This is a genomic window from Halolamina salifodinae, from assembly GCF_017874235.1.
In the GTDB taxonomy this organism is placed as follows: Archaea; Halobacteriota; Halobacteria; order Halobacteriales; family Haloferacaceae; genus Halolamina; species Halolamina salifodinae.
The window spans coordinates 262,555-284,489 of the sequence record NZ_JAGGLC010000005.1; the positions used below are offsets into that span (position 1 = coordinate 262,555).

25 protein-coding genes and 1 pseudogene are annotated in these 21,935 nt (G+C 68.5%); 13 read left to right on the forward strand and 13 right to left on the reverse strand.

Features of this window, described 5'->3' with window-relative positions; translation table 11 throughout:
- Positions 1–70 precede the first annotated feature (70 nt).
- Positions 71–277 (forward strand): hypothetical protein, encoded by a 207-nt coding sequence (locus J2753_RS12420; RefSeq protein WP_209492377.1) that lies wholly within the window; start codon positions 71–73, stop codon positions 275–277.
- Here the strand turns inward: J2753_RS12420 and J2753_RS12425 are convergent.
- Positions 260–658: a hypothetical protein gene (locus J2753_RS12425; protein ID WP_209492378.1), complete on the reverse strand. Its 399-nt coding sequence runs from the start codon at positions 656–658 to the stop codon at positions 260–262. The genes J2753_RS12420 and J2753_RS12425 overlap by 18 nt on opposite strands.
- Positions 659–715: 57 nt before the next feature.
- Positions 716–1,003 (reverse strand): hypothetical protein, encoded by a 288-nt coding sequence (locus tag J2753_RS12430; RefSeq protein ID WP_209492379.1) that lies wholly within the window; start codon positions 1,001–1,003, stop codon positions 716–718.
- Positions 1,004–1,104: 101 nt separating this feature from the next.
- On the opposite strand from J2753_RS12430, the gene J2753_RS12435 reads away from it, so the two are divergent.
- Positions 1,105–1,287: a hypothetical protein gene (locus J2753_RS12435; RefSeq protein WP_209492380.1), complete on the forward strand. Its 183-nt coding sequence runs from the start codon at positions 1,105–1,107 to the stop codon at positions 1,285–1,287.
- A gap of 132 nt (positions 1,288–1,419) precedes the next feature.
- Here the strand turns inward: J2753_RS12435 and J2753_RS12440 are convergent, their stop codons facing one another.
- The 3 genes from J2753_RS12440 to J2753_RS12450 all read right to left on the reverse strand — a co-directional run bounded on the left by J2753_RS12440 (position 1,420) and on the right by J2753_RS12450 (position 3,565).
- On the reverse strand, positions 1,420–1,854 hold the full coding sequence (locus tag J2753_RS12440; RefSeq protein ID WP_209492381.1) for an Hsp20/alpha crystallin family protein: 435 nt from the start codon (positions 1,852–1,854) through the stop codon (positions 1,420–1,422).
- 46 nt (positions 1,855–1,900) lie between these two features.
- Entirely contained in the window at positions 1,901–2,737 is an 837-nt protein-coding gene (gene pheA, locus J2753_RS12445) for a prephenate dehydratase (RefSeq protein ID WP_209492382.1), read from the reverse strand.
- 147 nt (positions 2,738–2,884) lie between these two features.
- Complete coding sequence (locus J2753_RS12450) at positions 2,885–3,565, reverse strand: TOBE domain-containing protein (protein WP_209492383.1); 681 nt, start codon at positions 3,563–3,565, stop codon at positions 2,885–2,887.
- Between the two features lie 137 nt (positions 3,566–3,702).
- Here J2753_RS12450 and J2753_RS12455 point away from each other — a divergent pair, with 137 nt between their 5' ends.
- Complete coding sequence (locus tag J2753_RS12455; RefSeq protein ID WP_209492384.1) at positions 3,703–3,897, forward strand: cold-shock protein; 195 nt, start codon at positions 3,703–3,705, stop codon at positions 3,895–3,897.
- A gap of 209 nt (positions 3,898–4,106) precedes the next feature.
- Here the strand turns inward: J2753_RS12455 and hisH are convergent, their stop codons facing one another.
- On the reverse strand, positions 4,107–4,760 hold the full coding sequence (gene hisH, locus J2753_RS12460; protein WP_209492385.1) for an imidazole glycerol phosphate synthase subunit HisH: 654 nt from the start codon (positions 4,758–4,760) through the stop codon (positions 4,107–4,109).
- Positions 4,761–4,867: 107 nt separating this feature from the next.
- On the opposite strand from hisH, the gene J2753_RS12465 reads away from it, so the two are divergent.
- The gene (locus tag J2753_RS12465) at positions 4,868–5,587 is read left to right on the forward strand and encodes a class I SAM-dependent methyltransferase (protein ID WP_209492386.1); all 720 of its coding nucleotides are present in this window, start codon (positions 4,868–4,870) and stop codon (positions 5,585–5,587) included.
- 27 nt (positions 5,588–5,614) lie between these two features.
- Here J2753_RS12465 and J2753_RS12470 read toward each other — a convergent pair whose 3' ends face one another.
- On the reverse strand, positions 5,615–6,211 hold the full coding sequence (locus tag J2753_RS12470; protein ID WP_209492387.1) for a uracil-DNA glycosylase: 597 nt from the start codon (positions 6,209–6,211) through the stop codon (positions 5,615–5,617).
- A gap of 86 nt (positions 6,212–6,297) precedes the next feature.
- Between J2753_RS12470 and J2753_RS12475 the strand changes: the two genes are divergently transcribed.
- The 4 genes from J2753_RS12475 to J2753_RS12490 are packed head-to-tail and all read left to right on the forward strand — an operon-like array spanning position 6,298 to position 9,920.
- Positions 6,298–7,353, forward strand: a complete 1,056-nt coding sequence (locus J2753_RS12475; protein WP_209492388.1) for a dipeptidase — start codon at positions 6,298–6,300, stop codon at positions 7,351–7,353.
- A 49-nt stretch (positions 7,354–7,402) separates the two neighbouring features.
- Entirely contained in the window at positions 7,403–8,176 is a 774-nt protein-coding gene (locus J2753_RS12480) for a nucleotide-binding protein (protein ID WP_209492389.1), read from the forward strand.
- A complete protein-coding gene (locus J2753_RS12485) occupies positions 8,173–8,730 on the forward strand; it encodes a hypothetical protein (protein WP_209492390.1) in 558 nt (185 codons plus the stop codon). Before J2753_RS12480 ends, J2753_RS12485 begins: the two co-directional genes overlap by 4 nt.
- A 38-nt stretch (positions 8,731–8,768) precedes the next feature.
- A complete protein-coding gene (locus tag J2753_RS12490; protein ID WP_209492391.1) occupies positions 8,769–9,920 on the forward strand; it encodes an AI-2E family transporter in 1,152 nt (383 codons plus the stop codon).
- Positions 9,921–9,927: 7 nt separating this feature from the next.
- On the opposite strand, the gene J2753_RS12495 is transcribed toward J2753_RS12490, so the two are convergent.
- Complete coding sequence (locus J2753_RS12495; protein WP_209492392.1) at positions 9,928–10,179, reverse strand: hypothetical protein; 252 nt, start codon at positions 10,177–10,179, stop codon at positions 9,928–9,930.
- Positions 10,180–10,758: 579 nt separating this feature from the next.
- Between J2753_RS12495 and J2753_RS12500 the strand changes: the two genes are divergently transcribed.
- Both J2753_RS12500 and J2753_RS12505 read left to right on the forward strand, forming a co-directional pair.
- Positions 10,759–11,946, forward strand: coding sequence for a M24 family metallopeptidase (locus J2753_RS12500; protein WP_209492417.1), 1,188 nt, complete (start codon positions 10,759–10,761; stop codon positions 11,944–11,946).
- 657 nt (positions 11,947–12,603) lie between these two features.
- Positions 12,604–13,563, forward strand: a complete 960-nt coding sequence (locus tag J2753_RS12505; protein ID WP_209492393.1) for a succinylglutamate desuccinylase/aspartoacylase family protein — start codon at positions 12,604–12,606, stop codon at positions 13,561–13,563.
- On the opposite strand, the gene J2753_RS12510 is transcribed toward J2753_RS12505, so the two are convergent.
- Positions 13,560–14,570: a hypothetical protein gene (locus tag J2753_RS12510; protein WP_209492394.1), complete on the reverse strand. Its 1,011-nt coding sequence runs from the start codon at positions 14,568–14,570 to the stop codon at positions 13,560–13,562. The genes J2753_RS12505 and J2753_RS12510 overlap by 4 nt on opposite strands.
- A 104-nt stretch (positions 14,571–14,674) precedes the next feature.
- On the opposite strand from J2753_RS12510, the gene J2753_RS12515 reads away from it, so the two are divergent.
- Together J2753_RS12515 and J2753_RS14640 are read left to right on the forward strand one after the other, a co-directional pair.
- A complete protein-coding gene (locus tag J2753_RS12515; protein WP_209492395.1) occupies positions 14,675–15,763 on the forward strand; it encodes a pyridoxal-phosphate dependent enzyme in 1,089 nt (362 codons plus the stop codon).
- Between the two features lie 49 nt (positions 15,764–15,812).
- On the forward strand, positions 15,813–16,376 hold the full coding sequence (locus tag J2753_RS14640; protein ID WP_209492396.1) for an NUDIX domain-containing protein: 564 nt from the start codon (positions 15,813–15,815) through the stop codon (positions 16,374–16,376).
- On the opposite strand, the gene J2753_RS12525 is transcribed toward J2753_RS14640, so the two are convergent.
- Entirely contained in the window at positions 16,373–17,656 is a 1,284-nt protein-coding gene (locus J2753_RS12525) for a TiaS agmantine-binding domain-containing protein (protein ID WP_209492397.1), read from the reverse strand. The two genes, J2753_RS14640 and J2753_RS12525, sit on opposite strands and share 4 nt — an antisense overlap.
- A 157-nt stretch (positions 17,657–17,813) precedes the next feature.
- On the opposite strand from J2753_RS12525, the gene J2753_RS12530 reads away from it, so the two are divergent.
- Positions 17,814–18,794, forward strand: a complete 981-nt coding sequence (locus J2753_RS12530; protein WP_209492398.1) for a transcriptional regulator — start codon at positions 17,814–17,816, stop codon at positions 18,792–18,794.
- A 71-nt stretch (positions 18,795–18,865) separates the two neighbouring features.
- Here J2753_RS12530 and J2753_RS12535 read toward each other — a convergent pair whose 3' ends face one another.
- The 3 genes and pseudogenes from J2753_RS12535 to J2753_RS12545 all read right to left on the reverse strand — a co-directional run bounded on the left by J2753_RS12535 (position 18,866) and on the right by J2753_RS12545 (position 21,572).
- The gene (locus J2753_RS12535) at positions 18,866–19,123 is read right to left on the reverse strand and encodes a glutaredoxin family protein (RefSeq protein WP_209492399.1); all 258 of its coding nucleotides are present in this window, start codon (positions 19,121–19,123) and stop codon (positions 18,866–18,868) included.
- Positions 19,124–19,206: 83 nt separating this feature from the next.
- On the reverse strand, positions 19,207–20,607 hold the full coding sequence (locus J2753_RS12540; RefSeq protein WP_209492400.1) for an aryl-sulfate sulfotransferase: 1,401 nt from the start codon (positions 20,605–20,607) through the stop codon (positions 19,207–19,209).
- Positions 20,608–20,698: 91 nt separating this feature from the next.
- A pseudogene (locus tag J2753_RS12545) lies at positions 20,699–21,572 on the reverse strand (solute carrier family 23 protein).
- Positions 21,573–21,935 lie beyond the last annotated feature (363 nt).

Here is a 21,935-nt window from a genome sequence, read left to right on the forward strand (position 1 = left end):
GGTGACGGCCCACACGCGAATCCCCCGACCGAAGACCTTTTGCAGCGAAGCCGACGCTACTCGGACACCTATGGACAGCACGAACGGTTCTATCGCGATTCCCGACGCCGTCCGCCGCGTCGCCCCATTCCTGGCGTTCGGCCTCGGCCTCTGTTGTCTCCTCGCGATGGTACCGGTCACGCTCGGCGCACTCGCCGGTGTCTTCTCCATCGGCGCCGCCGTCCCCGCGCTCGCTGTGGGCGCGGCCGTCTCCATTGTCTCACTCGTCGCGGCCTGAGAACGCACCGAGCAGAATCAGCGCCGTCACCGTGAGCGTCACCGCCCCGTAGAGCGGCAGCGACGTGGTTCCGAACAGTAGGTTCAGGGTCTGTGTCACCACGAACGGCACGACCAGTAGCGCCAGGAACGCCGCGATCCGTCGCCGATGGGCCCGCTCTCCTCGCGACCAGAACCCCCGCCGGAGCGCGGCGTCGCCCGCGACGGCGCCGACGACGGGGCCGACGACCACCGAGACCAGCAGCGCCGCCATCGAGCCGTTGCCGAGGAACTCCCCCAGCCAGAGCCAGCGCACGACGGCGGCGACGCCCGAGAGGGCGCGCCAGACCACCGTCGCGCCGAAGGCGGCCGCGGCCACACGCTGGGTCAGCGGGAGTGACACGCCCGCGGCTTCGGCGATGGACGGCAAAACGATACCGGTGAAGCGAGTCCACCCGAATCAGCCGTTTGGTTCGAACTGCGAGAGGAACACGCCAGCCGCCGTGAGCAGCGTGAACGCCCGAATCGACTCGCCGAGGTGGGAGAGTACGCTCCGACGGAGTTCAGGCGAGATCAGCCCCTCGAACACGAGCCAGAGCGCGGTGACAACGAGGTCCACAGCGCCGACGGCGATGGCCGCAGCGACGCGCCCGGCGGCGACGATGACGAGGGCGTAGAGCGCATACCGGGTGATGCGCCGGAACGGGATCGAGTCGGCATCGGCGCGAGGGATGGTTTCAGCAACCATATGTCGTTCACAAAGAGGGGGGTGAAAAATGATGGTGGTCTATCGTGATCGGGGCGCGACGACACCGGGGGCTTCTTCGGCCGTAGCGTCCACCCCTCGGTATGGAAATCGTCGGCAAGTCGCTCCGGACCCGCGTGCTCCGGGCGCTCGCGGTGTTTCTCGCGCTGCTTGGCTACGGCTACCTTACGAACGACATCAACTGGGTGACGACGCTGCTGGTGCCGCCGCTGTTCTTCCTGTTCTCGGTGGGCAGCGACTACGCGGTGCGGCGCTGGGCGGAGTGAACGACGGAAAATCGGACAAGCGCCGGACGGAAGGGTTCTCAGCGGCCGGCCGCTGGGTCCCAGCGGTTCAGCGACCTCGCAGCGGGGTCGCGAGACGGGAAAGCAGTACTGAGCCGTGCTAGCCTATCGCCGTTAGCTGACCTGAATGTCGATGCCGCCGTCGCCGCCGGTCTTGGGGAGCGTCACCGTCAGCACGCCGTTCTCGTAGCTCGCGTCGGCCTCCTCCTCTTTCACGTCGGTGGGGAGCGAGACCGTGCGGCTGACCGACCGACGGCTCCGTTCGCGGCGGTAGTACTTGACTTCCTCCTCGCTCTGTTCTTCGGTCTCCTCGGTGTGCTCGGCGGCGATCTGGAGCTGTCGGTCCGACACCGAGACGTCGATGTCCTCGGGGTCGAAGCCGGGCACGTCGGCGGTGACGACGATCTCGTCGTCGCCCTCGGCCACGTCGACGTGGATGCTGCCCCCGCCGAACTCCTCGCCGAGGTCGCGGCCGACGTCCGCGAACCCCTCGTTTAGCTGCTCGAACAGCTCTTCGATCTCCTTGAACGGATCGCGTCGTCCGGACATACGCGACTGAAGGGCGGCTGGACTGTTAAGAATTGTCGCCGACCCGCTACTCGACGACGTGCTCGGTGTCGTAGGAGCCGAGACGGCAGACCCAGCCGTTCGCACAGATCTCCTCGATCTCCTCCAATGCTTGCGTCGTGCGGGCCTCGTAGAGGCCGGCCTCGATGTCGAAGTGGAAGCAGTAGTCGCCGAGCCGACGGCCGCTGGGCCGTGACTCGGCGCGGGAGAGGTTGATCTCCCGCTCGGCGAACGACTCTAGCAGTTCGAGCAGCAGTCCGGGGTAGTTCGCGCCGGGGTAGACCACGAGGCTGGTCTTCCCGCCCGCGTCCGAGCGCGCGCTCTCGGGCGCGACGACGAGGAACCGGGTCGCGTTGGAGTCGCGGTCCTGGATGTTCTCGGCGATGCGCTGGAGGCCGTCGCCCTCGCCGCCTCCCTGTGCCGGCGAGCCGTCGTTCGCGGGGTGACCGATGGCCGCCACGGAGGGATCCTCGCGGGCGCGTTCGACGCCGCGGGCCGTCGACGCCACCGCCTCTTGAGCCACGTCGGGGTAGTTCTCCTTCAGGTACTCCCGGCACTGTGCGAGCGCCTGCGGATGGGAGGCGACAGTGTCGAACTCGGGGGCTTGTGCGAGCAGCGCGTGTCGGATCGGGGAGACGATCTCCTGGACGACGCTGACCTCGCGGTCGGCCAGCGCGTCGAGGCTCTCGTCGACGGAACCCTCGATGCTGTTCTCGACGGGGACGACCCCGCGCTCGAACTCGCCGTCGGCGACGGCCGCGACGATTTCGGTCACCGACTCGCGGAAGCTGACCGACCCATCGGCGATGGACTGCGCGGCACGGTGGGAGTACGTCCCCGCCGGGCCGAGCGTGACCACGTGCATACCCGAACGATTGCGGAGGGCCGGGAAAAACGCGTCGGGGATTCGCCACACTGTCGCATCCGGGAACGGTCGGCCGTATCGAGGTGTCGCTCTCACCACCGCGCTTGCCCGTCACCGCGGTGTCGCTCTCACCACCGCGCTTGCCCGTCACCGCGGTGTCGCTTGCGTCGCCGTCGCTTTGAACGACGCCACCACCGTCCGCCCGATCTCGATCCCCAGTCGCTGCCGGCTCTCCTCGGTCACCAGCGCCACGAGGGGGTCGTCGGCGCCCACGTCGACCGAGACCCGACAGATCGACTCCCCGCGGCCGACTGCCACCACCTCGCCAGTAAAGCGGTTCCGCGCGCTCGTCGCGCCGCCCGCGGGCGCGTCGTCGGGATCGTTAAGCGTCACCGCGTCCGCGCGGAGCACGACCTCGACGGAGTCGGCTTCCGGCGGGACGAGTGCGCGGACCCGGCCGGCAGCGGTCTCCACGGTGCCGAGTTCGCCGTCGCGGTCGATCACCCCGCCGTCGAGGACGGTTTCGGTGGTCTCGGCGATGGCGTTGTAGCCCGCGCGGAGGCGGTCGAACGCCGCGAGCAGGTCGCGGGCACGTTCGGTGAGGGCGCTGCCGCCGCCGCCGCTGCCGCCGCGCTGGCGCTCGACCAGCGCGCCGAAGGCGTCCTCCAGATCCGTGAGCCGGTCGTGTGCCCGGGAGTAGGAGCGACCCAACTCCGAGGCGGCGGCGTTGAGCGACCCCGCGGCGTCGACGGCCCGGAGCAGTTCGGCGTCTCGCTCGCCGAACGCCACGCCGTCGGCCCGGAGCCGTGCGTCGAAGCCTGCGTCCATACGGTGGCTGGGGCCAGCGCGGGCAAAACGGTTCGGGGAAGCGAGGGGCGATTGGGGTAAACGAACGCCAAACGAACCCCCGTGGTACCACGACTCTCGCAACCCTTATGCCCGAATGGCCTCTACGTTTGTTTGTAATGGCAAACGGTACGGTTGATTTCTTCAACGACACAGGCGGCTACGGTTTCATCGAGACTGAGGATGCGGACGACGACGTGTTCTTCCACATGGAAGACATCGGCGGCCCGGACCTCGAAGAAGGTGAAGAAGTGGAGTTCGAAATTGAACAGGCCGACAAGGGCCCCCGCGCGACGAACCTCGTCCGCAACTAACTGAGTAGTCGCCTTCCGGCGATTTAACTCCGTTTTACGAACGCTAACTGGCGAGCGGCGCCGATATCGGTTCCTGACACTCCCAACCCGAGAGCGGCGCTGCTCGCGATCAGTTCGATAGTTCTGTATCGCACTATCTAATTTATCGAACCGGTAGCACCCGTTACTCACGAGAATCGAGAACCAGCCCGAATCGGGCGAAAACCGCCTCAGCAGAGGTCGACGAAGTTCTTCAGGATCGTGAGCCCGGTCTCGCCGCTCTTCTCCGGGTGGAACTGCGTGCCGAACACCGTGCCGTCGTCGTTGGCGACGATGGCCGGGAACGTGACGCCGTAGTCCGTCTCCGCAACGACGGCGTGCTCGTCCTCCGGGTCGGCGTAGTAGGAGTGGACGAAGTAGGCGTAGTCGCCGTCGACGGAGCCGCCGCGGCCACCCTCGACGCCAGTCACCAGCGGGTGGTCGCGGGTCACGTCCAGTTCGTTCCAGCCCATGTGGGGCACTTTCTGGTCGCCGCGGAAGCGCACGTTCGTGCCGGGGATGAAGCCCAGCCCCTCGACGGCGCCCTGTCCGGCGTGTTCGGCCTCCTCGCTGCCCGAAAGCAGCATCTGCATCCCGAGACAGATACCGAACAGCGGGGTGTCCGAGGCCGCGACGTCCGCGAGCGCCTCGCGGTACGGGTCGGCGTTCTCCATCCCCTCGCGGAACGCGCCGACGCCCGGGAGGACGACGCCGTCGGCGTCCGCGAAGCGGTCGGGGTCGTCGGTGATGGTGACCGACGCCCCCGCGCGTTCGAGCCCCTTCGTGACGCTGCGGAGGTTGCCGAGCCCGTAGTCCACGATGACTACCTCGGCGAGTGTGTCCATATGCGAGCCTGCGGTTCCGTCGCTCAAGTGACTTTCCGTCGCGGCTGTTCGGTATAGTGTCACAGACCCGCACAACACTCTCCACCCCGCCGCCCCGAGTCCGACCTATGTCCCCGGACCCCTACGGGCGGGCGATCCGCGATCACCACCGCGGCAAGCGCGAGGCGCCGCTGATCGACCGCGACGGCACGGAGACCCGCGAGCACGACATCGGGGGCTACTACTTCGGCGACCACCGCCCCGAATCGTGGTTCGAACCCCGTGTCGACGGGCCGCTGCTGGACATGGGCGCCGGCGCCGGCCGAGATACGCTCTACTTCCAGGAGCGCGTCGACACCGTCGCCATCGACCCGAGCGAGCACCTCATCGAGACGATGCGCGAGCGCGGCGTCGAGGACGCCCGCGTCGGCGACATGTTCGCGCTCCGCGAGCAGTTCGGCCGGGACCGCTTCGGCGCCGCGCTCTCGGTCGGCTCACAGCTCCAGTTGGCGGCTAGCGACCACGCGCTCCAGCAGTTCCTCGCCGATCTGGCGTACGTGACGACCCCCGACGCGACGGCGATGCTGGACGGGTACGACCCCGACCGCGCGGTCGAGGCGGGGGTGTTCGCCGTCCGCGACGACCCGACGCCGGGGCTGGCCCACCGCGTCTACCACAGCGAGTACGAGGGCGAGGTGAGCCGAACCCTGCAGTTCCGGCTGTTCTCGGTCGATAGACTGCGAGAAGCGGCGGTCGGCACCCCGTGGGACGTCGTCGACGCCATGGAAGGCCACCCGGGCGACGAGGAATCGGTGATGTGGCGCGCGCTGCTGGAGAAACCGCAGTAGTCGTCGCGGGAACGGCCACCCGCGGCGTCAGTAGTCGCCCAGCCGTGACTGCCCGCCCTCCTCGTCGGCGACGCCCGCGAGTTCGGCCGCGCGGGCGATGGCGTCCGAGAACGTGTCGCGCTGGGAGGCGTCGTACAGCGTCGCCGCCGGGTGAACCGAGAGCAGCACGCGCTGGGAGCGGTCGCCGATTCGGGCGTCCTGCACCTCGCCGGCCTCCTTCGTGACGGCGACGCCGCGGTCCAGCAGGTGCTCGCTGGGCACTTTCCCCATCGTGACCACCAGTTCGGGGTCGACCGTCTCGAGTTCGGCCTCGAGGTAGCCCCGGCAGTTCCCGAGTTCTTCCTTGTGGGGGTCGCGGTTCTCGGGTGGCCGACAGCGCACGCAGTTGGTGATTCGGACATCCGAGCGCGCCAGGCCCGCGTCGCGCAGCGCCTCGTCGAGCACGTCGCCCGAGCGGCCGACGAACGGCTCGCCGCCCTCGTCCTCCTTCTCGCCCGGCGCCTCGCCGAGGAACACCAGATCCGCGTCCTCCGGGCCGACCCCGTTGACGATACGGCTCCGGGACTCGACGAGCGCCGGGCAGCGCTCGCAGGACTCCACACAGAGGCCGTCGGTCGCGTTCATACCGGGGGACGGGCGGCGATGGGCTTGAAGGGTGGCGCTTCGCCCCCGCCGGAAGCTTGGAGTCGGTCGGGGAACAGAGGTGGGGCGTGCTCCCCATCATCGACGGCCACAACGACACCCTGCTCGCGGCCACCAGCGACCGCGCCGGCGGCGCCTTTCTCACGGAATCCGACGACCCCGAGGGCCATCTCGATCTCGCCCGCGCCGAGGAAGCCGGGCTCGCGGCCGGCATTTTCGCCGCGTTCGTCCCCAACGAAGGGGAACAGGACGACTGGAGCGAACTCCCGCCCGCCGTCGACCACGAGCGCGCCCGCCGGATCGTCGACGAGCAGTTCCGCACCCTCCACGGGTGGGCCGACGCGACCGACCGCTTCCGGGTTATCGGCGATATCGACGACCTCGACGCCTGTATCGACGGCGAAGCGGTGGGTGCCGTTCCCCACGTCGAGGGAGCCGGCGTCGTCTCGCCCGACCTCGTAAACCTTGACTCGCTATACGAAATTGGGGTGCGGTCGCTCGGGCTGGTCTGGTCGCGACCGAACGCCTTCGCCCACGGCGTGCCGTTCGAGCACGGCGCCACGCCCGACATCGGCCCGGGGCTGACAGAGTCGGGGTTCGATCTCGTTGTGGCCTGTGAGGAGCGGGGGATCCTCGTCGACCTGGCGCACCTCAACGCCGCGGGGTTCTGGGACGTCGCCGAGACGGTTGACGCGCCGCTGGTAGTCTCTCACGCCGGCGCGCACCACATCTCGCCGGCCTCGCGGAACCTCACCGACGAGCAGCTGGACGCCGTGGCCGGGAGTGGCGGGCTGGTCGGCTGCACGTTCGGCACGGCCCACCTCCGGCCGGACGGCCAGCGCGGCGTCGAGGGACGCAGTCCCTCGGGCAGTCGGGCTTTGCCCGACGACGCCCCGCTGTCGGTACTGCTGGACCACATCGAGTACCTCGCCGACCGGATGGGCGTCGAGCACGTCGCGCTGGGGTCTGACTTCGACGGCGCCTCGATTCCCGACGAGGTGGGCGACGTGCGGGGGCTGCGGACCGTGCTCGACGGCCTGGAAGCGAGGGGGTTCGACCGGGCGGACCGGGAGGCCATCGCCTCCCGGAACTGGCGGCGGGTGCTGGCGGCGTGGTGGAGCTGATCCGGCCTTGGGGAGAAATTTTTAACCCTATGACGGGGAGAACGAGCGTATGGTCGAAGCGCTGGCGGTCGCAAGCGGCAAGGGCGGGGTGGGAAAGACCACCAGCACGCTGGCGCTGGGAATGGCGCTGGCCGACGAGTACGACGTGACCGTCGTCGACGCCGACACCGGAATGGCGAACCTCTGTTTCCACACCGGTCTCGCCGACGCCAACACCACGCTCCAGGACCTGCTGCTCGACGACGCCGACGCGACCGTCGAGGACGCCGTCTACGAGCGGTTCGGGCTCTCACTGGTCCCTTGTGGCACCTCGCTGTCGGCGTTCCGGGAGGCCGACCCGACGCTGCTGCGCGAGGTGGTCGCGGAGTTGGCCGCCGACACTGACGTGCTCCTCCTCGATTCGGCGGCCGCGCTCGGCTCCCAGTCGGCGGTGCTCCCGCTGGTGCTCGCGGATCGAACGGTCGTCGTGCTCCAGCCCACCATCCCCTCGCTCTCGGACGGCCTGAAGGTCCAGGAGTACGCCCGCTCCTACGGCACCGAGACCGCGGGCGTGCTGTTCAACCGCGTCCGCGACGACGAGGCCATCGACCGGGTGGCCGAGCAGGCCGAACGCTACTTCGGCGGGCCGACGCTGGCGACCATCCCGGAGAGCGACGCCGCACGCGCCGCGCGCCGGGCAGGCGAACCCCTGCTCGCACACGCACCCGACTCCGACGCCGCCGCGGCGTACCGCCGTGCCGCAGGTCGGCTGGAGATCCAGGACGGCGACGAGGGCGCGGTGGCCGACCGGTTCCGCTCGGCGGTGATCCCCGAGTCGCCATGAGCGAGACAGCGGTCGGAGAACTGGATCTCCCGCGCGGGACGCTCGTGCGCTCGCGGGTCGGCGTCGCCGGTGCCCTCGAGGCCGCGCTCTCCCGGGATTTGACGGGCTACGCCCGGATCGAACCCGACTCCCTGCTCGCCGACGGCGACCCGGGCGTGCTTACGTTCGCGGACGGCGTTCCAGTCGCGGCGTACTGCGAGCGTGGCGCGAAAGGGGACAGCCGTGGCGTCGATGCGCTGGCCGCGCTGGCCGTTCCGGGCCCCTGCACGGTCGAACTGTACGAACTCCCGGCCGGATCGCTCGACCGCGTTCACGAACAGCCGTCGTTCACGGTGCCGCCGGGTGCGCCCGCCGAGGAGTTGGCCGACGACGCCACGCTCGCCGAGCGGACACGGGAGCGCGCCCCCGAGGAGGCCACGGACCGTGGCGGCGCCAGCGCGCTGGAGTCGTTCCTCGAGGACGAGGAGCGCATCGCCGCGATCCAGGAGGAGGCCCGCGCCGAGGCCGAGAAACGCGCCGCGGAGTGGGGGCTGGACGGGGAGTTAGGCGAGTAGGGGGAAGAGCAAAGGGACTGCCCACCGGTACAGCGCCCATGCAGTGGCCACGGGAACTGGAGCGGTCGCGGGTCGCGTGGTGGCTGATCGGTCTGGCGCTGCTGGTCGTCGTCGGGCGGTTCGCGCTCTATTTCGTCGGGACGCTCGTGTTCGGCCTGTTCGTCTACTACGGCGCGCGGCCGGTCTGTCGCCGGATCGACCGGGTCGTCGAGCATCGCGGGCTGGCGGCGACGCTGACCCTCTTGGCCATCGTCGTTCCGGGGCTGCTCCTGCTGGCTTACGTCGGCCTGGTCGGGTTCCGAGAGCTGACGGTCGCACTGGAGCCCGGAACGCTCGCGGCGCTGAGCGATCGGGCGGCGGTCCCGGGGGCCATCGGCCGAATGCTGCGCGATCCGGCACGCTTCGCCACCGATTTCGACCGGATCGGCGAACTGCTCGACCAACTCAGTGCCGGCCTACGCCAACTCGGCATCGTCGCCAACGTCCTTGTCCACCTCACCCTCGCGCTCACGATGAGCTTCTTCCTCCTGCGGGACGGCGACCGCGCGGCCGCGTGGTTCCGGCAGGAGGTCGGGGGCGAGGAGTCCGCCGCCCACGCCTACCTCACCGCCGTCGACGCCGATTTGGAGACTGTCTACTTCGGGAACGTGATCACCGTTTCGCTGGTGACGGTGCTGTCGGTCGTCGTCTACAACGGCTACAACGCGCTGGTGCCGCCGGCGGTGACGCTACCGTTCCCGACGCTGCTGGCGCTCCTGACCGGGATGGCGACGTTCGTCCCGCTGGTGGTGGGGAAACTCGTCTACGTGCCGGCGACGGCGTATCTCGTCTGGGCGGTGGTGACCGACGGCGCCGACCTGCTGTGGGCGCCGCTGTCGCTGCTGCTGGTGGCGTTCCTGTTCCTCGATCTGCTCCCGCAGGCCGTGCTCCGCCCGGTCATCTCCGGGCGCTCGCTACACACCGGGCTGATCCTGTTCGCGTACGTGCTCGGCGCGGCGTACTACGGTTGGTACGGGCTGTTCCTCGGGCCGCTGTTGGTGGTGCTCGCCGTCCAGTTCCTCAACGTCGTCGTCCCCGAACTGCTCCACGGGAAACACATCACCCCCGCAGCGTCGGCGGCGCTGGGGCTGGGACACGATCCGGAAGAGGCAGCGGGCGTCCCGGCCGACAAGGAGAGCGAAACCGAGTAGCCGCGACTCAGGCGTCTGGGTCGTAGCCGTGGCCGGCGAGAAAGGCGACGACATTCAGGGCGAGTAGGGTACAGAACGCCAGCGGGCGGTCCCACACCGTGCCGGTGGCCACCAGCGGGAGGTAGACCAGCGGGAGCGCGACGGCCGACCAGAACGCCGCCGCGCGAACGGGGCCGAGCAGCATCGCCGCGACTGCCGCCGCGGGGCCGGGGAGGGCATCGCCGCCGAGTGGCGACGTGGAGGGTTCGGAGGTAGACATGGTGACTCTACTCCACCGTAGGACGGACGACAACCTATAAGGGGATGTTCGTGCCCCACGGTTCGGGCCGTTTCACGACCCCCTCGGCGGCGCCCGGGACGTTTTACGAATCGTTTAGAACAGGCTAAACGGTTCATAGAGTGATCTGCAGCCGTATCGTCGGTTGAGTCCGATTATTCCCAACCAAGCCGCTGATTATTAACTTACTTCCATTAAATTATGAATACTGGCCAACAAATCCCGGGTTCGTAGCAGCCAGATTAATACACCCACTACGCGGGCAAGCCCGGGCTGTTCAAGCAACTCGGCTTCGACCCCTCGCACAGCCACGCGGTCACGGACGTCGGGGTCGTGACGACGCCCCCTGACGAGCCCTGCGAGCGCGAGGGCTGTCTCGACCTCGAAGCCGGCACCGGTCACGACCTCCAGTCCGAGGGGAAGACGGTGGTCCTCGTCGGCACCGAGGCCGAACTGCTCGGCCTGATCACCGTCGCGGACCGGACCCGCGAGGCGTCGACGACCCGGCAGTCAACGGGGCCCACCCGGACGCTTTTGCGCGTCGGGGTGGATTGCCGAGCCATGCCGGCCGAACTTCCCGACGCCGAGTACCGATCCCGCCTCCGCGAAGTCCGGGGGAAGCTTGCGAACACCGACGCCGACGCCGCCGTCTGGTTCTCCGCGACGAGCATCCACTACGTCTCCGGCTTCGAGCACGTCCAGACCGAGCGCCCGGTCTGTCTGGCAGTCACGGACGACCGCATCGAAATCGTCGTCCCGCGCCTCGAAGTGGAGCGCGTCGACACCGTCGACCGCATCGACGCCGTCCACCACTACTTCGACTACCCGCAGGGGCGACCTATCGAGGTCGTCGCGGACATGCTCGAGGGGCTCGGCGCCGAGACGGTCGCCGCCGACAGCGACGGCGCGCCGGGCGTGATGGGCTACGAGGGCCCCTCGCTCTCGGACTTCGTCGAGGTCGAGACCCAGTCATGGGTCTCGCGGATGCGCTGGGAGAAGACCGACGCCGAAATCAACCTGATCCGGGAATCCGCCGAGTGGGCGAACCTCGCGCACCGCTACCTCGCGGACTTCACCGAACCAGGCGCTCACCCCGCGACCGTCTCCCAGAAGGCGTCGACGGAGGCCTCGCGGGCGATGCTCGACACGCTGGGCGACCAGTTCGTCGAGAACGTGCGGGCCAACGGCCCGGCGTTCGCGGGCTACATCTCCGCCGAGGAGACCGCACTGCCCCACGGCCACACGCCGAATCAGCGACTGGAGCGCGGCGACGTGCTCGTCACCGGCGCGTCGGCGAACGTCGACGGCTACAACTCCGAACTGGAGCGGACGATGTTCGTCGGCGAGGTCAGCGACGAGCAGGAGCACTACTTCGAACTGATGGTCGAGGCCCAGGACATCGCCATCGACGCGCTGGGGCCGGGGGTCCCGCTTTCCTACGTCGACGAGCAGGTCTGGGAGTTCTACGAGGAGCAGGGGATTACGGATCTCGCCCAGCACCACGTCGGTCACAACATCGGCCTCGGCGGCCACGAACCGCCGTACATCGACCAGGGCTGGGGCGACTACGAGCACGTCGACGAGACCGACAGCGAAATGCAGCCGGGGCAGGTGTACACCATCGAACCCGGCATCTACACCGAGGACGAGGGGTACCGCCACTCCGACACCATCGCGATTACCGAGGACGGCGTGGAGTGGCTGACGTACTACCCGCGGGATCTGGAGTCGAACGTCATTACGGAGTAGAGGCTGCTTTTCGGTTTTTGACCCGTTTTGGCAGTTTTGCGTAGAAATCGGCAGACAGGGGACGGTCTGCACAGCGACCGCGAACAGGACCGCGGAGTTCCCATGACCTCTGGGACCGCAAGGTGCCGGGCACGAGGCCCGATCATCAGAAATCGGAGATTTCTGATTGGCAGACGAGATCCTACGGCTCTCGTTCGCCAGCCAGAACGCTTCGGGTTCTGGTGACGCCGACGCTGGCGCCCGCGAGGTGTCCACCGCACCAACACCGCAGCGGCGGTTGGCGCGCGACGTGAGCGGGGCGAGAGCGAAGCTCCTCGGGCAACCGAAAGCCGCTGGCTTTCGGTGACAGCCGGCGGCGACGCCGCCGGCGACGAAGCGAGTGGGACCACGAGGGAGCTCCGCTCCCTCGGAGGACGAGCGAGGGTTAAGCCCGAGCGAGTCGGCTGGGGAGGCGTGAGGCCGCGGCGCGGTCAGCGGTGCGGTACAAGTGGCCAACGAACGAGATGCTGGCGCTGTCGCAGTCGCCGTCGACGTGAAACGGTACTCGGGTGCCGTTGAAACGAACCGAGCAACATCTCTCCACCACACCGAATCCACATATCGGCGTTCCCACCCGGTATCGAACCCACTAAGGCCAGTACGACCCAGCTACCCGTAATGAGTATCACGCTCGGCGACGCGAGCGCGGCCCCCGGCGAGACCGACACCGGGCGGCTACGGGTGGGCGAGAGCCGCGACGGCAGCCCCGTCAGGCTGCCGGTCTGTGTGGTCAACGGCGCCGACGACGGCGAGACGCTCTACCTGCAGGCAGTCTCGGACGGCGACGAACTCAACGGCCTCGGGGTACTCACGCGAGTCGTCCCGCAACTCGATCCTGAGGAGCTCTCGGGATCGGTCCTCATCGTCGGCATCGTCAACGCCCCCGCGTTCCAGGTCGCCGAGCACCGCAACCCCATCGACGACACGAAGATGAACCGGGCGTACCCCGGCGACGACGAGGGTACCAACTCTGAACGCATCGCCGCCGCCACGTTCGACGCCGCGAAGCGAGCCGACTACGTGCTCGACCTCCACCAAGGTTCGACCTCCCGAATGTTGAACGAAGCGCGGGTGCGCTGCGGTCGCCACCACCGCCTTCACCGCGACTGCCTCGAACTCGCGAAAGCCTTCGGCACCGGCCACGTGCTCGACCAGAAGGGCCCCGACGGGCAACTGGCCCGCGCGGCACCCGACGAGGGCATCCCGACCATCGACCCCGAACTCGGTGGCTGTGTGGGCTGGGACGAGGAGAGCATCCAGTACGGCGTCGAGGGCGTGTTCAACGTCCTGCGCCACTACGGCTTCCTCGAGGGCGAGGTGCCGATGGCGACCCAGGTCCGCGCCGCGGGGTTCGACCAGTACCGCTCGCCGGCCGGCGGCCTCGTCCACTACCGCGCGGAACTGGGCGAGGAGGTCACCCGCGGCGACGTGCTGTTCGAGGTGACCGACGCGTTCGGCCAGCTTTCGGGCCGGGTGACCGCCGACGGGGACGGCATCTTCTGGCGCTCCCGGCGCCTCCCGCAGGTCGCGACCGGCGAGTACGTCTGCTCGGTGGCGACCGGCATCGACTCGTTCTAGTCGGGCGAGGGGACGAACTGGAACGGGATCGGCGGGAGCCCGCCAGTGAGCCGGGATATCGCCGGTCCGTCTCCGGAGCGACGCTCGACGCCGAACGCGAACGTCCCGTCCCAGTCACCGTTCTCGACGGCAGTCGCGAAGTTCTCGGTGATGCTGAACGGTCTGAACGCCTCGCCGCCGACGACCGGCCGGAAGAAGTCCCCGCGGAGTTCCTCGTCGCTCGCCGCTGCGACGGCGTCAGCGAACGATTCGACGCCCGCCTCGGTGAGCGAGAACTGTACGTCGGTCATCCCGGCCCGGCGCTGAGAGATGAAGAAGTCGGCCTCGGCGTCGACGCCCTCGGGGCCGACGATCGGCTCCTCGCTCCCGCCGTTCGCGCGCTGGAGTTCCAGATCGGGCAGCATCGGCACGAGCGCCGAATTGGGCGCCGGCGCGGAGATATCGAGAAACTGGTGGTCGCCCAATCGACCGGGGATGACCGACACCGAGTCCGGGTCGATATCCGCGCGCTCGGCCGCCTGCTGAGCGAGCGCTGACCGATACTCCTCGCGGTAGGACGGGCCCACTCCGCGGAACACCTCCCGAACCGAGAGCGAATCTGCGGCCTCGAACGTGTCCCGGAGGCCGGAGGGGTACTGCGAATCGGTAAACGTGAGGAAGTACGTGACTGGCTCCCCCTCTCGCTGGCCGCCGTACATCGCCGTGGAGCCCGGGTCATCCTCCATGGCGTCGTCGATGGTCGTTGCGTCGACGTCGCCGTCGAAGATTGCCGTTACGCCGGTGGGCCAGATCCGGACTGTGGACTCGGTCTGGGTGGGTTCCTCCGTCGGTTCCTCGGTCGGTTCGTCAGTCGGCGTCTCGCTAGGCGTCGGGCGTGCGGTGGTGGTCGCTGTGGCCGTGCTCGGGTCGTCGGTCGGGGTTGCAGTCGCGTCGTCGCCGCCGAGACAGCCAGCCGTCGCGATGAGCGCCGATGCCGCACCCAGAAGTTTGCGTCTGGTGTGATCCATGGGACCTTCTGATCGCCCCATCGGTTATAAATTGTATCAATCCCTCTCCGATTCATAGCTGTCGAACCGACAGCTACTGAACCGCCCCCGCCGACGCACCGACCATGACTGCCGCCGACCCCACTCCGCTGGGTTGCCCGGACTGCGGCGCCGAGTACGCCGACCGCTGGCGCTGCGAGTGTGGCCACCCGCTGGAGTTCGCGTATCGTCCCCTACCGAAGGGGCCGGCCCCCGATCCCGCGGCGTTCGACACGCGTGAGGGCCTATGGGCCTTCTCGGGGTTCCTGCCCGTCGAGAAGCACGTGAGCCTCGGCGAGGGGATGACGCCGCTGCAGGAGGCACCGGAATGGGACGCCGAGTTCAAGCTGGAGTACGTGTTCCCAACAGGGTCGTTCAAGGACCGCGGCGCGACGGCGACGCTCTCCCGGGCGCTCGAACTGGGCGTCGAGAAAGTCGTCGAGGACTCCTCGGGCAACGCCGGCGCCGCCATCGCCACCTACGCCGCGCGAGCGGGCGTCGACGCCGAAATCTACGTGCCAGCGAGCGTCAAACAGAGCAAGATCCGGGCTATCGAGGCCGCCGGCGCGACGCCCGTCCGGATCGAGGGGAGCCGGCAGGACGTGACCGACGCGTGCGTGGAGGAAGCGGTCGGAGGGAATGCGTGGTACGCCTCCCACGCGTGGAACCCCGCCTTCTTCGCCGGGACGGCGACGTTCGCCTTCGAGACGGCGCTCCAGCGCGACTGGGAAGCACCCGACGCCGTCGTCACCCCGTTGGGCCACGGGACCCTCTTCCTCGGCGCCTACCGAGGCTTCCGCGCACTGAAGGAAGCGGGCTGGATCGACGAGATCCCACGAATGTACGGCTCACAGGCTGCGGGCTACGCCCCCATCGCCGCCGAACTCCACGGCGACACCTCGGGGGAGAACGACATCGCCGACGGGATCCAGATCCGCGATCCGGTGCAGAAAGACGCGATTCTGGACGCCATCGACGCCACCGGCGGCGACGCCATCGCACTGGCGGAGGCGCCGGTCGCCGCGGAACTGGATCGGCTCCACGGGGCCGGCTTCTACACGGAACCCACGTGTGCGGTCGCACCCGCGGCGCTGTCGGTGTACCGGGAGCAGGGCGACATCGGCGCCGAGGAGGACGTGGTCGTTCCCCTGACCGGGAGTGGGCTGAAGGCGTAGTCCTCGTCCGGGACCGAACCGTTTTCCGCGCGCCCATGAACCACCAGCCGTGATCGCCATTGATGCGGACTACTGCCCGCTCTGTGGCGCCGCGGTCGACCACCGGCGGATCGACGGCCGCCAGCGCGCCTACTGCCCGGACTGCGAGCGGGTGCTCTGGCGCAACGCCGTCCCGGGCGCCTCGGTGGCAGTCGTCGATATTGGCGAATCGCACCGCGATTCGTCCGCCAGTCAGACGCAGTCTGACGATGGCGACGGGCGAGTTTGCTGCATCCGCCGCGGCCAGCCACCCGCCGAGGGTTCGTGGGCGCTCCCCGGTGGCCACGCCGAGTACGACGAGGCACTCCCGGTCGCCGCCGCGCGGGAACTCGAAGAGGAGACGGGGCTCCGCGTCGACGCCGACACGCTCGAAATCGCCGGTACGGAACTCGCGACCGGGAGCGAGCGCAACCACGCCATCGTCTACTTCGCCGTCCCGCGCTCGGAGACGGCTGGGAGCCTCGACGCCGGCACCGACGCCGCGGAGGCGGGCTTTCTCACTGTCGAGGAGTACGCAGAGCGGGAGACGGTCCACGACCCGAGCGTCCTCGAAACCGCGATCAGTCTGCTCTAGCGTTCCGGATGCGTCGGCGCGTCGAAGCCGCCACGGACCAGCGGCTTGGCGACGTGCCGGCGGGCACAGGGGGGGACCTCGTACCAGCCCAGTTCCAGATCGCGCTCTACCTCGACCGCGACTTTTCCCGGCGCACTCGTCCCGCAGTCCCGGCAGCGGTAGCCCTGATCCCGACCCGCGGAACCCATCGTGTTCCCGCAGTCCGGACAGACGGGGTTTCGCTTCTCGGTGCGGTTCAGTTCTCGGACGGCGAACTTCTCCAGTTTGAGCGTCCCGTCGCTGAGTTCGCCGCAGATCGTGAGTTCGTCGCCCGCGCGGAGCGTGCGTACGCGGTCGCGGAACCGCTTCGTGGGTTCGAACGCGGCGGCGTCGAGGGTCGATTCGCCATCGGCGCCCCGAATCGGGACGAACACGTGCCCCCCCTCCCGGGTTTCTGGCTCGCCGTCGACGACACAGTCGACGCGGTAGGCGCCGCCGTCTTCGAGGTCAGCGAGGTCGTCGGTGTCCGTGTCTCGAAGGTGAACGTCGGTGCCCTGATTCGTCCGGAAGAGCGCAGTGCGTTCGACTGGCTCCGAGTCGATCCCGGCAGCGACCTCCCGGACGGCATCAGGACTGTCGCCGCGGATGCCGTAGAGGATCGGTCCCGGCGCACTAGGCACGCAGACCGCCTCACCCTCGCCGCGGTCGACGGTGTCCCACGCCTTCGGGTAGGCCGCGTCGGCGGCGTCGAACAGGCTCTCCTCGTCGACATCTCGGGGGGTGCCACAGCGCTCGAACTCCCGGTAGGCGATGAGTTCGCAGGTCCACTCCGAGAACGCTCGATGGGCGCCGACGGCCGCGAGCGCGCCGATGCGGCCGTGGCCGCCGGCCCACCCTTCGGTGTGGAAGCCGGCCTCGGTTGCGAGTGCGAGCGCGTCGTCGAGTCCGTGGAACTCCCGGACGGCGTCCTGGGCGAACTCGGCGACGGTGTCGGGAACCTCCTCGGGGTCGCAGTCGGCGACCACGAGGCCGGGGGAGGTTCTGGGGTCCTCGACCTCGGCGAGCGGTTCGAGTTCGTCGCGGGCGATATCGGCGGCGTGGTCGGCGTCGAGGTCGGTGTGGATCGCAAGCGCGGCGTTCCCGCGGGTCTTGCGTTCGACTGCGGGGTTGAGCCGGATCAGCAGGCGCTCGTCGATCTGCCCCCCAGCGGCCCCGATCCGTTCGGCGATCCGGGCCGCGAGGTAGGTCGTGCACATCCCGCGCTCGCGGGAGTCGGTGTCGTCGACGCCGATGACCGTCACTATCGGACGGTGGCGGTCGTCGGCCAAGGGGGTTTCGCGTCGGCGGCCGAGCGATGGGGAATCTGCTGGCTATCGGGCTGCTGACCGGCGAACCGCCGGACTGCGCCGGGACTGTGCGGCACAACGCATATATGTCGCGAATGACCTAAATAGACGTATGAGCCGTACAGCGCTTATCGAGAACGTCACGGCCATGATGCGGGACGCCGGGTTCCTCGTCAGCGAGCGCTGTGCGATCCGGCCCAAGAGCTTCGACGTCGCCGCCCGCCGCGGCGAGGAGCTAGTGCTGCTGAAGGTGCTGGGCAACGTCGACGCCTTCGACGCCGCCACCGGGCGCGAGATGCGCCGCCTCGGCGAGTACCTCTCGGCGACGCCGATGGTCGTGGGGATGCGGACGCGCGACGAGGAGCTCAAGCCCGAGGTGGTGTACTTCCGACACGGCGTGCCGGCGCTGCACCCCGACACCGCGTTCGACCTGTTCGTCGAGAACGTCCCGCCGCTGATCTACGCCGCGCCGGGCGGCCTCTACGTCAACATCGACGGCGAACTGCTCTCGGAGACCCGCGAGCGGGAGGACTGGAGCCTCGGCAAACTGGCCTCGGAACTGGGCGTCTCCCGGCGCACCGTCTCGAAGTACGAGGACGGGATGAACGCCTCCATCGACGTGGCGGTCCAGCTGGAGCAGCTGTTCGACCGGCCGTTCACGGCGCCGATGAACGTGATGGAGGGCGCCGAGGAGGTCCGGGACGCCGAACCCACGCCGGACCCGCCGGAGGCCGACCCGGACGACGAGCACGTCGTCGGCCTGCTGACCCGCGCGGGCTTTACGGTCCACCCGACGACCCGGGCGCCGTTCAACAGCGTCTCGGAGGACCAGGAGCGCCGCGGCCGCGACGGCGCGAAGCTCCTGACCGGCCACTCGGCGTTCACCCCCAGCGCGGAGAAGCGCGCGCGGATCATGTCCTCGCTGGGGCAGGTCACCCGCACGCGCTCGGTGTACTTCGTCGAGGATACGGCCAAACGCGAGTCCGTGAAGGGCACCGCGCTGGTCTCCTGTGAGGAGTTGGCCGACACCGACGACCCCGAGGCGGTCCGGGAGCTGATCCGCGAGCGCGCCGCCGAGCCGGGCGAGGCCTGATTCTGAAGCCGGCAAACCTGATTCTCGCGTCGCTGTTCAGTTTCACGAAAACGGAAAACGGCTGGTAGCGATTACGCCGCGGCGTCGCCGTACGTCTCCTCGAGGTACGCGAGGATGTCGTCGCTCTCGGACATTCCCTCGACATCGTGGTCCTCGTCGACGAGGACGGGGACGCCAGTCTGCCCCGAGACGTCCTCGACTTCGTCGCGCTCGCTGTGGCTTGATGGGACCATCACCGAGTCGTACGCCAGGCCGAGTTCGTCGAACTTGCTGACCACTTTCGCACAGTACGGACAGCCGTCGAGTTCGTAGAGCGTGATGTTTGTCATCACCCGTAGTTGGGGAGTGGGACTCAAAAACTCCGCGGGGGAGTGTGCGAGGGCCACGAAACCGTCGAGAAACGGCTGCGCTGTCAGACAGCGCGCTCCGTCAGCGACCGCGCGCCGTCGAGCAGGCGGTCACGCTCCCGGACCGCCTCGGCGACGCCCCAGCCCAACAGGATCAGCAGCGCGCCCGCGACGCCCGCGAACTCCCACGAGTCCATCCATACCGGCTGGAACCACGGCGCGAGGCGACCCCACAGCCCCGCAAATTCAGTGACCGGGGCTTCGACGACCGTACCCTGTGCGGTGGCCGCGAGCCACGAGGAGAACGTCGAGGAGAGGCCACCCGCGGAGCCGTAGACGGTCTTGTGGCCGCTCACGCCCTGGTCGCGCATCGTCGGGCCGCTGGACTCGTCGCCGGTACCGATGCGTTCGGCGTCGTAGGGGCCCCAGGTGGCAAAGTACTCCCAGACGATCTCACCCTGCGGCGTGATCTCGATGACGCGGTGGTTCATCGAGTCGGTGATGAGGGTGTTGCCGTTTGGCAGGCGGTCGGCGTCGCGGGGCCAGGAGAGCGACGCCGAACTGCCGGCGCTCCAGACGTGCTCCCACTCACCGTCCTCGTTTTTCGTGTACTCGATCACGCGGTCGTTCTCGCTGTCGGCGACGAGGATAGTCGGGTCACCCGCCTCGGTGGTGAGCCAATCGGGGTTGTGCTGTTCGTACAGCGTCGAGTGGTCGCCGTCCGCACCGAGTCGCTCAGTGATCTCCCCGGACTCGATATTGACGGCGATCACCTGATCGAAGTTCCGGGGCGAGAGCAGCAGTTCCGTGCCGTTCCGGATGACCTCGACGTCGTTGACGTGAGACCAGTCCTCCGCGAAGCCGCCGTCAGTGGAGTTGGGGTAGTGGTTGCGGAATTTCCACTCCCAGTCGACCTCGCCGTCCTCGCGGTCGTACAGCACCACGCGGTCGTCCGAGCACCCACAGGACTCGTTCCAGTTCCGCATGTTGGCGATGGCGAGGTGCGTGTCGTTGTACACGTCGATGTCGTGGGTGTCGTGGTACGGCAGTGTCTCCTGCCAGACGCGCTCACGGTTGTCGCGGTTGAGTTCGTAGACGGTCGTTCCGTCAGGGTTCGTCGAGACGACGAGCAGGTTCCCGTTCGGCAGCGGGTCGACGTCGTAGAACCACCGCGCGCTGAGGGCGTCCTCGTAGACCCACTGCGTCGTCCCGTTGCCGCCGACCGAGACGACGCGGGCCGGCTTCTTGGCGTTGCCCTGCCCCTGGAAGTGGTAGCCCTGAATGCCGATCACGGTGGCGTTGTTCGCTGGCGTTTCCATCGTGCCGGCTTCGAGTTGGCTCACGGCGTCGTCCGACGACTCGCCGATACTGAGGGCGGCGCCGGCCGCGGGTGCCAGCAGGGAGAGGACGAGGAGAAGCGCCACCCCCCGGACGAGCCAGCGGCGGGGTGGGAGGCTGCGTTGCATGGTCGCGGAAGCGGACCGACGGCCGAAGGTGTTGCGGTCTGTGCCGGAAGTCGCTTCAATCGTGTGAAAACGGTCGCCGGCGCGGCCTCCATCACCCCGCTGGTCGCACCGCGAAGTAGACCACGAACGCGCCCGCGAGGAGCCACTGGCCGATGTGAATGTCGTCACGCTCGCCCGCGCCGAGTTTCACGATGGGGGTAGGAGATGATGCCGGCGGCGATGCCCTACGCGATGGAGAACGTGAACGGCATCACCATGATCGTCATCCCCGCCGGGATTGCGTAGGTGAGGTTGTCCCACGCGACCTCGACGGCGTTGCCGAGCATCACGACGCCGATGCCCACCAGCGCGATGTGGGAGGCGTACTCCGGAATCGCGGCCGCGAGCGGCACGAACACAGATGAGCGCGACGGGGTCGTTCGCGAACACCGGCGAGAACGTCACGAACGTCGCGGCGTCACGGCGACAACCCGCTTCGACTCGAAGGCGATTAGCGTGAGGAAGAGACCGACCCCGGAGCCGACCGCGAGTTTCACGGGTTCCGGGAACGGTGTGATCACGTACTCACGCGCCCCGGCGGCGGTGAGCGCGATGAACAGGAACCCCTCGACGACTACCGCCGCGAGCGCGGTCTGCCAGGGCACACCCATGCCGAGGACGACGGTGAACGCGAAGAACGCGTTCAGTCCCAGCCCCGGCGCCTGGGCGAACGGGCGGTTGGCGTACAGCGCCATCACCAGCGTCGCCGTCGCCGCCGAGATGATGGTGACGACGGCGAGCATCGCGGTCAGTCGGCCGTCGCCGACGCCCTGAATGCTGATGGCGTCGGCGAGGATGGCCGGGTTGACGACCACGATGTAACTCATCGTGAGGAACGTCGTCAGCCCCGCAAGTAGCTCGGTTCTGACAGTTGTGTCGTGTTGATCCAGGTCGAAGTAGTCGGCCAGCGTCTCTGTGAGACCCATCCGTATGGGTGCACATCGAGACGGACGAGTACTTGAGTGTTTTCTTCCGGTATGCACATACGCGCCCAAACGTGCTGGCTGAATGGGCTATTTAGGGTATTTTCGACACGACTGATGACGGATGTGTATAGGTAAAGGATGCGGGGACCGGTCTGGTGGGCGTCGACGAGCGTCGCTCGACTCGCGCGCGACTATCGGGTTCGAACCTCGTGCCTAGCTACGGCAGTCGAACGTCACCAGCGCGCCGACAGGTGTGCCAGTGGTCCCGGGTGGACTACCGGCCGTCGAACGTCGTCAGCGCGCCGACGGGGGCGTCGGTGATCTCGCGGGCGCGGTCCATCCCCTCGTTCGCCCCTCTACGCA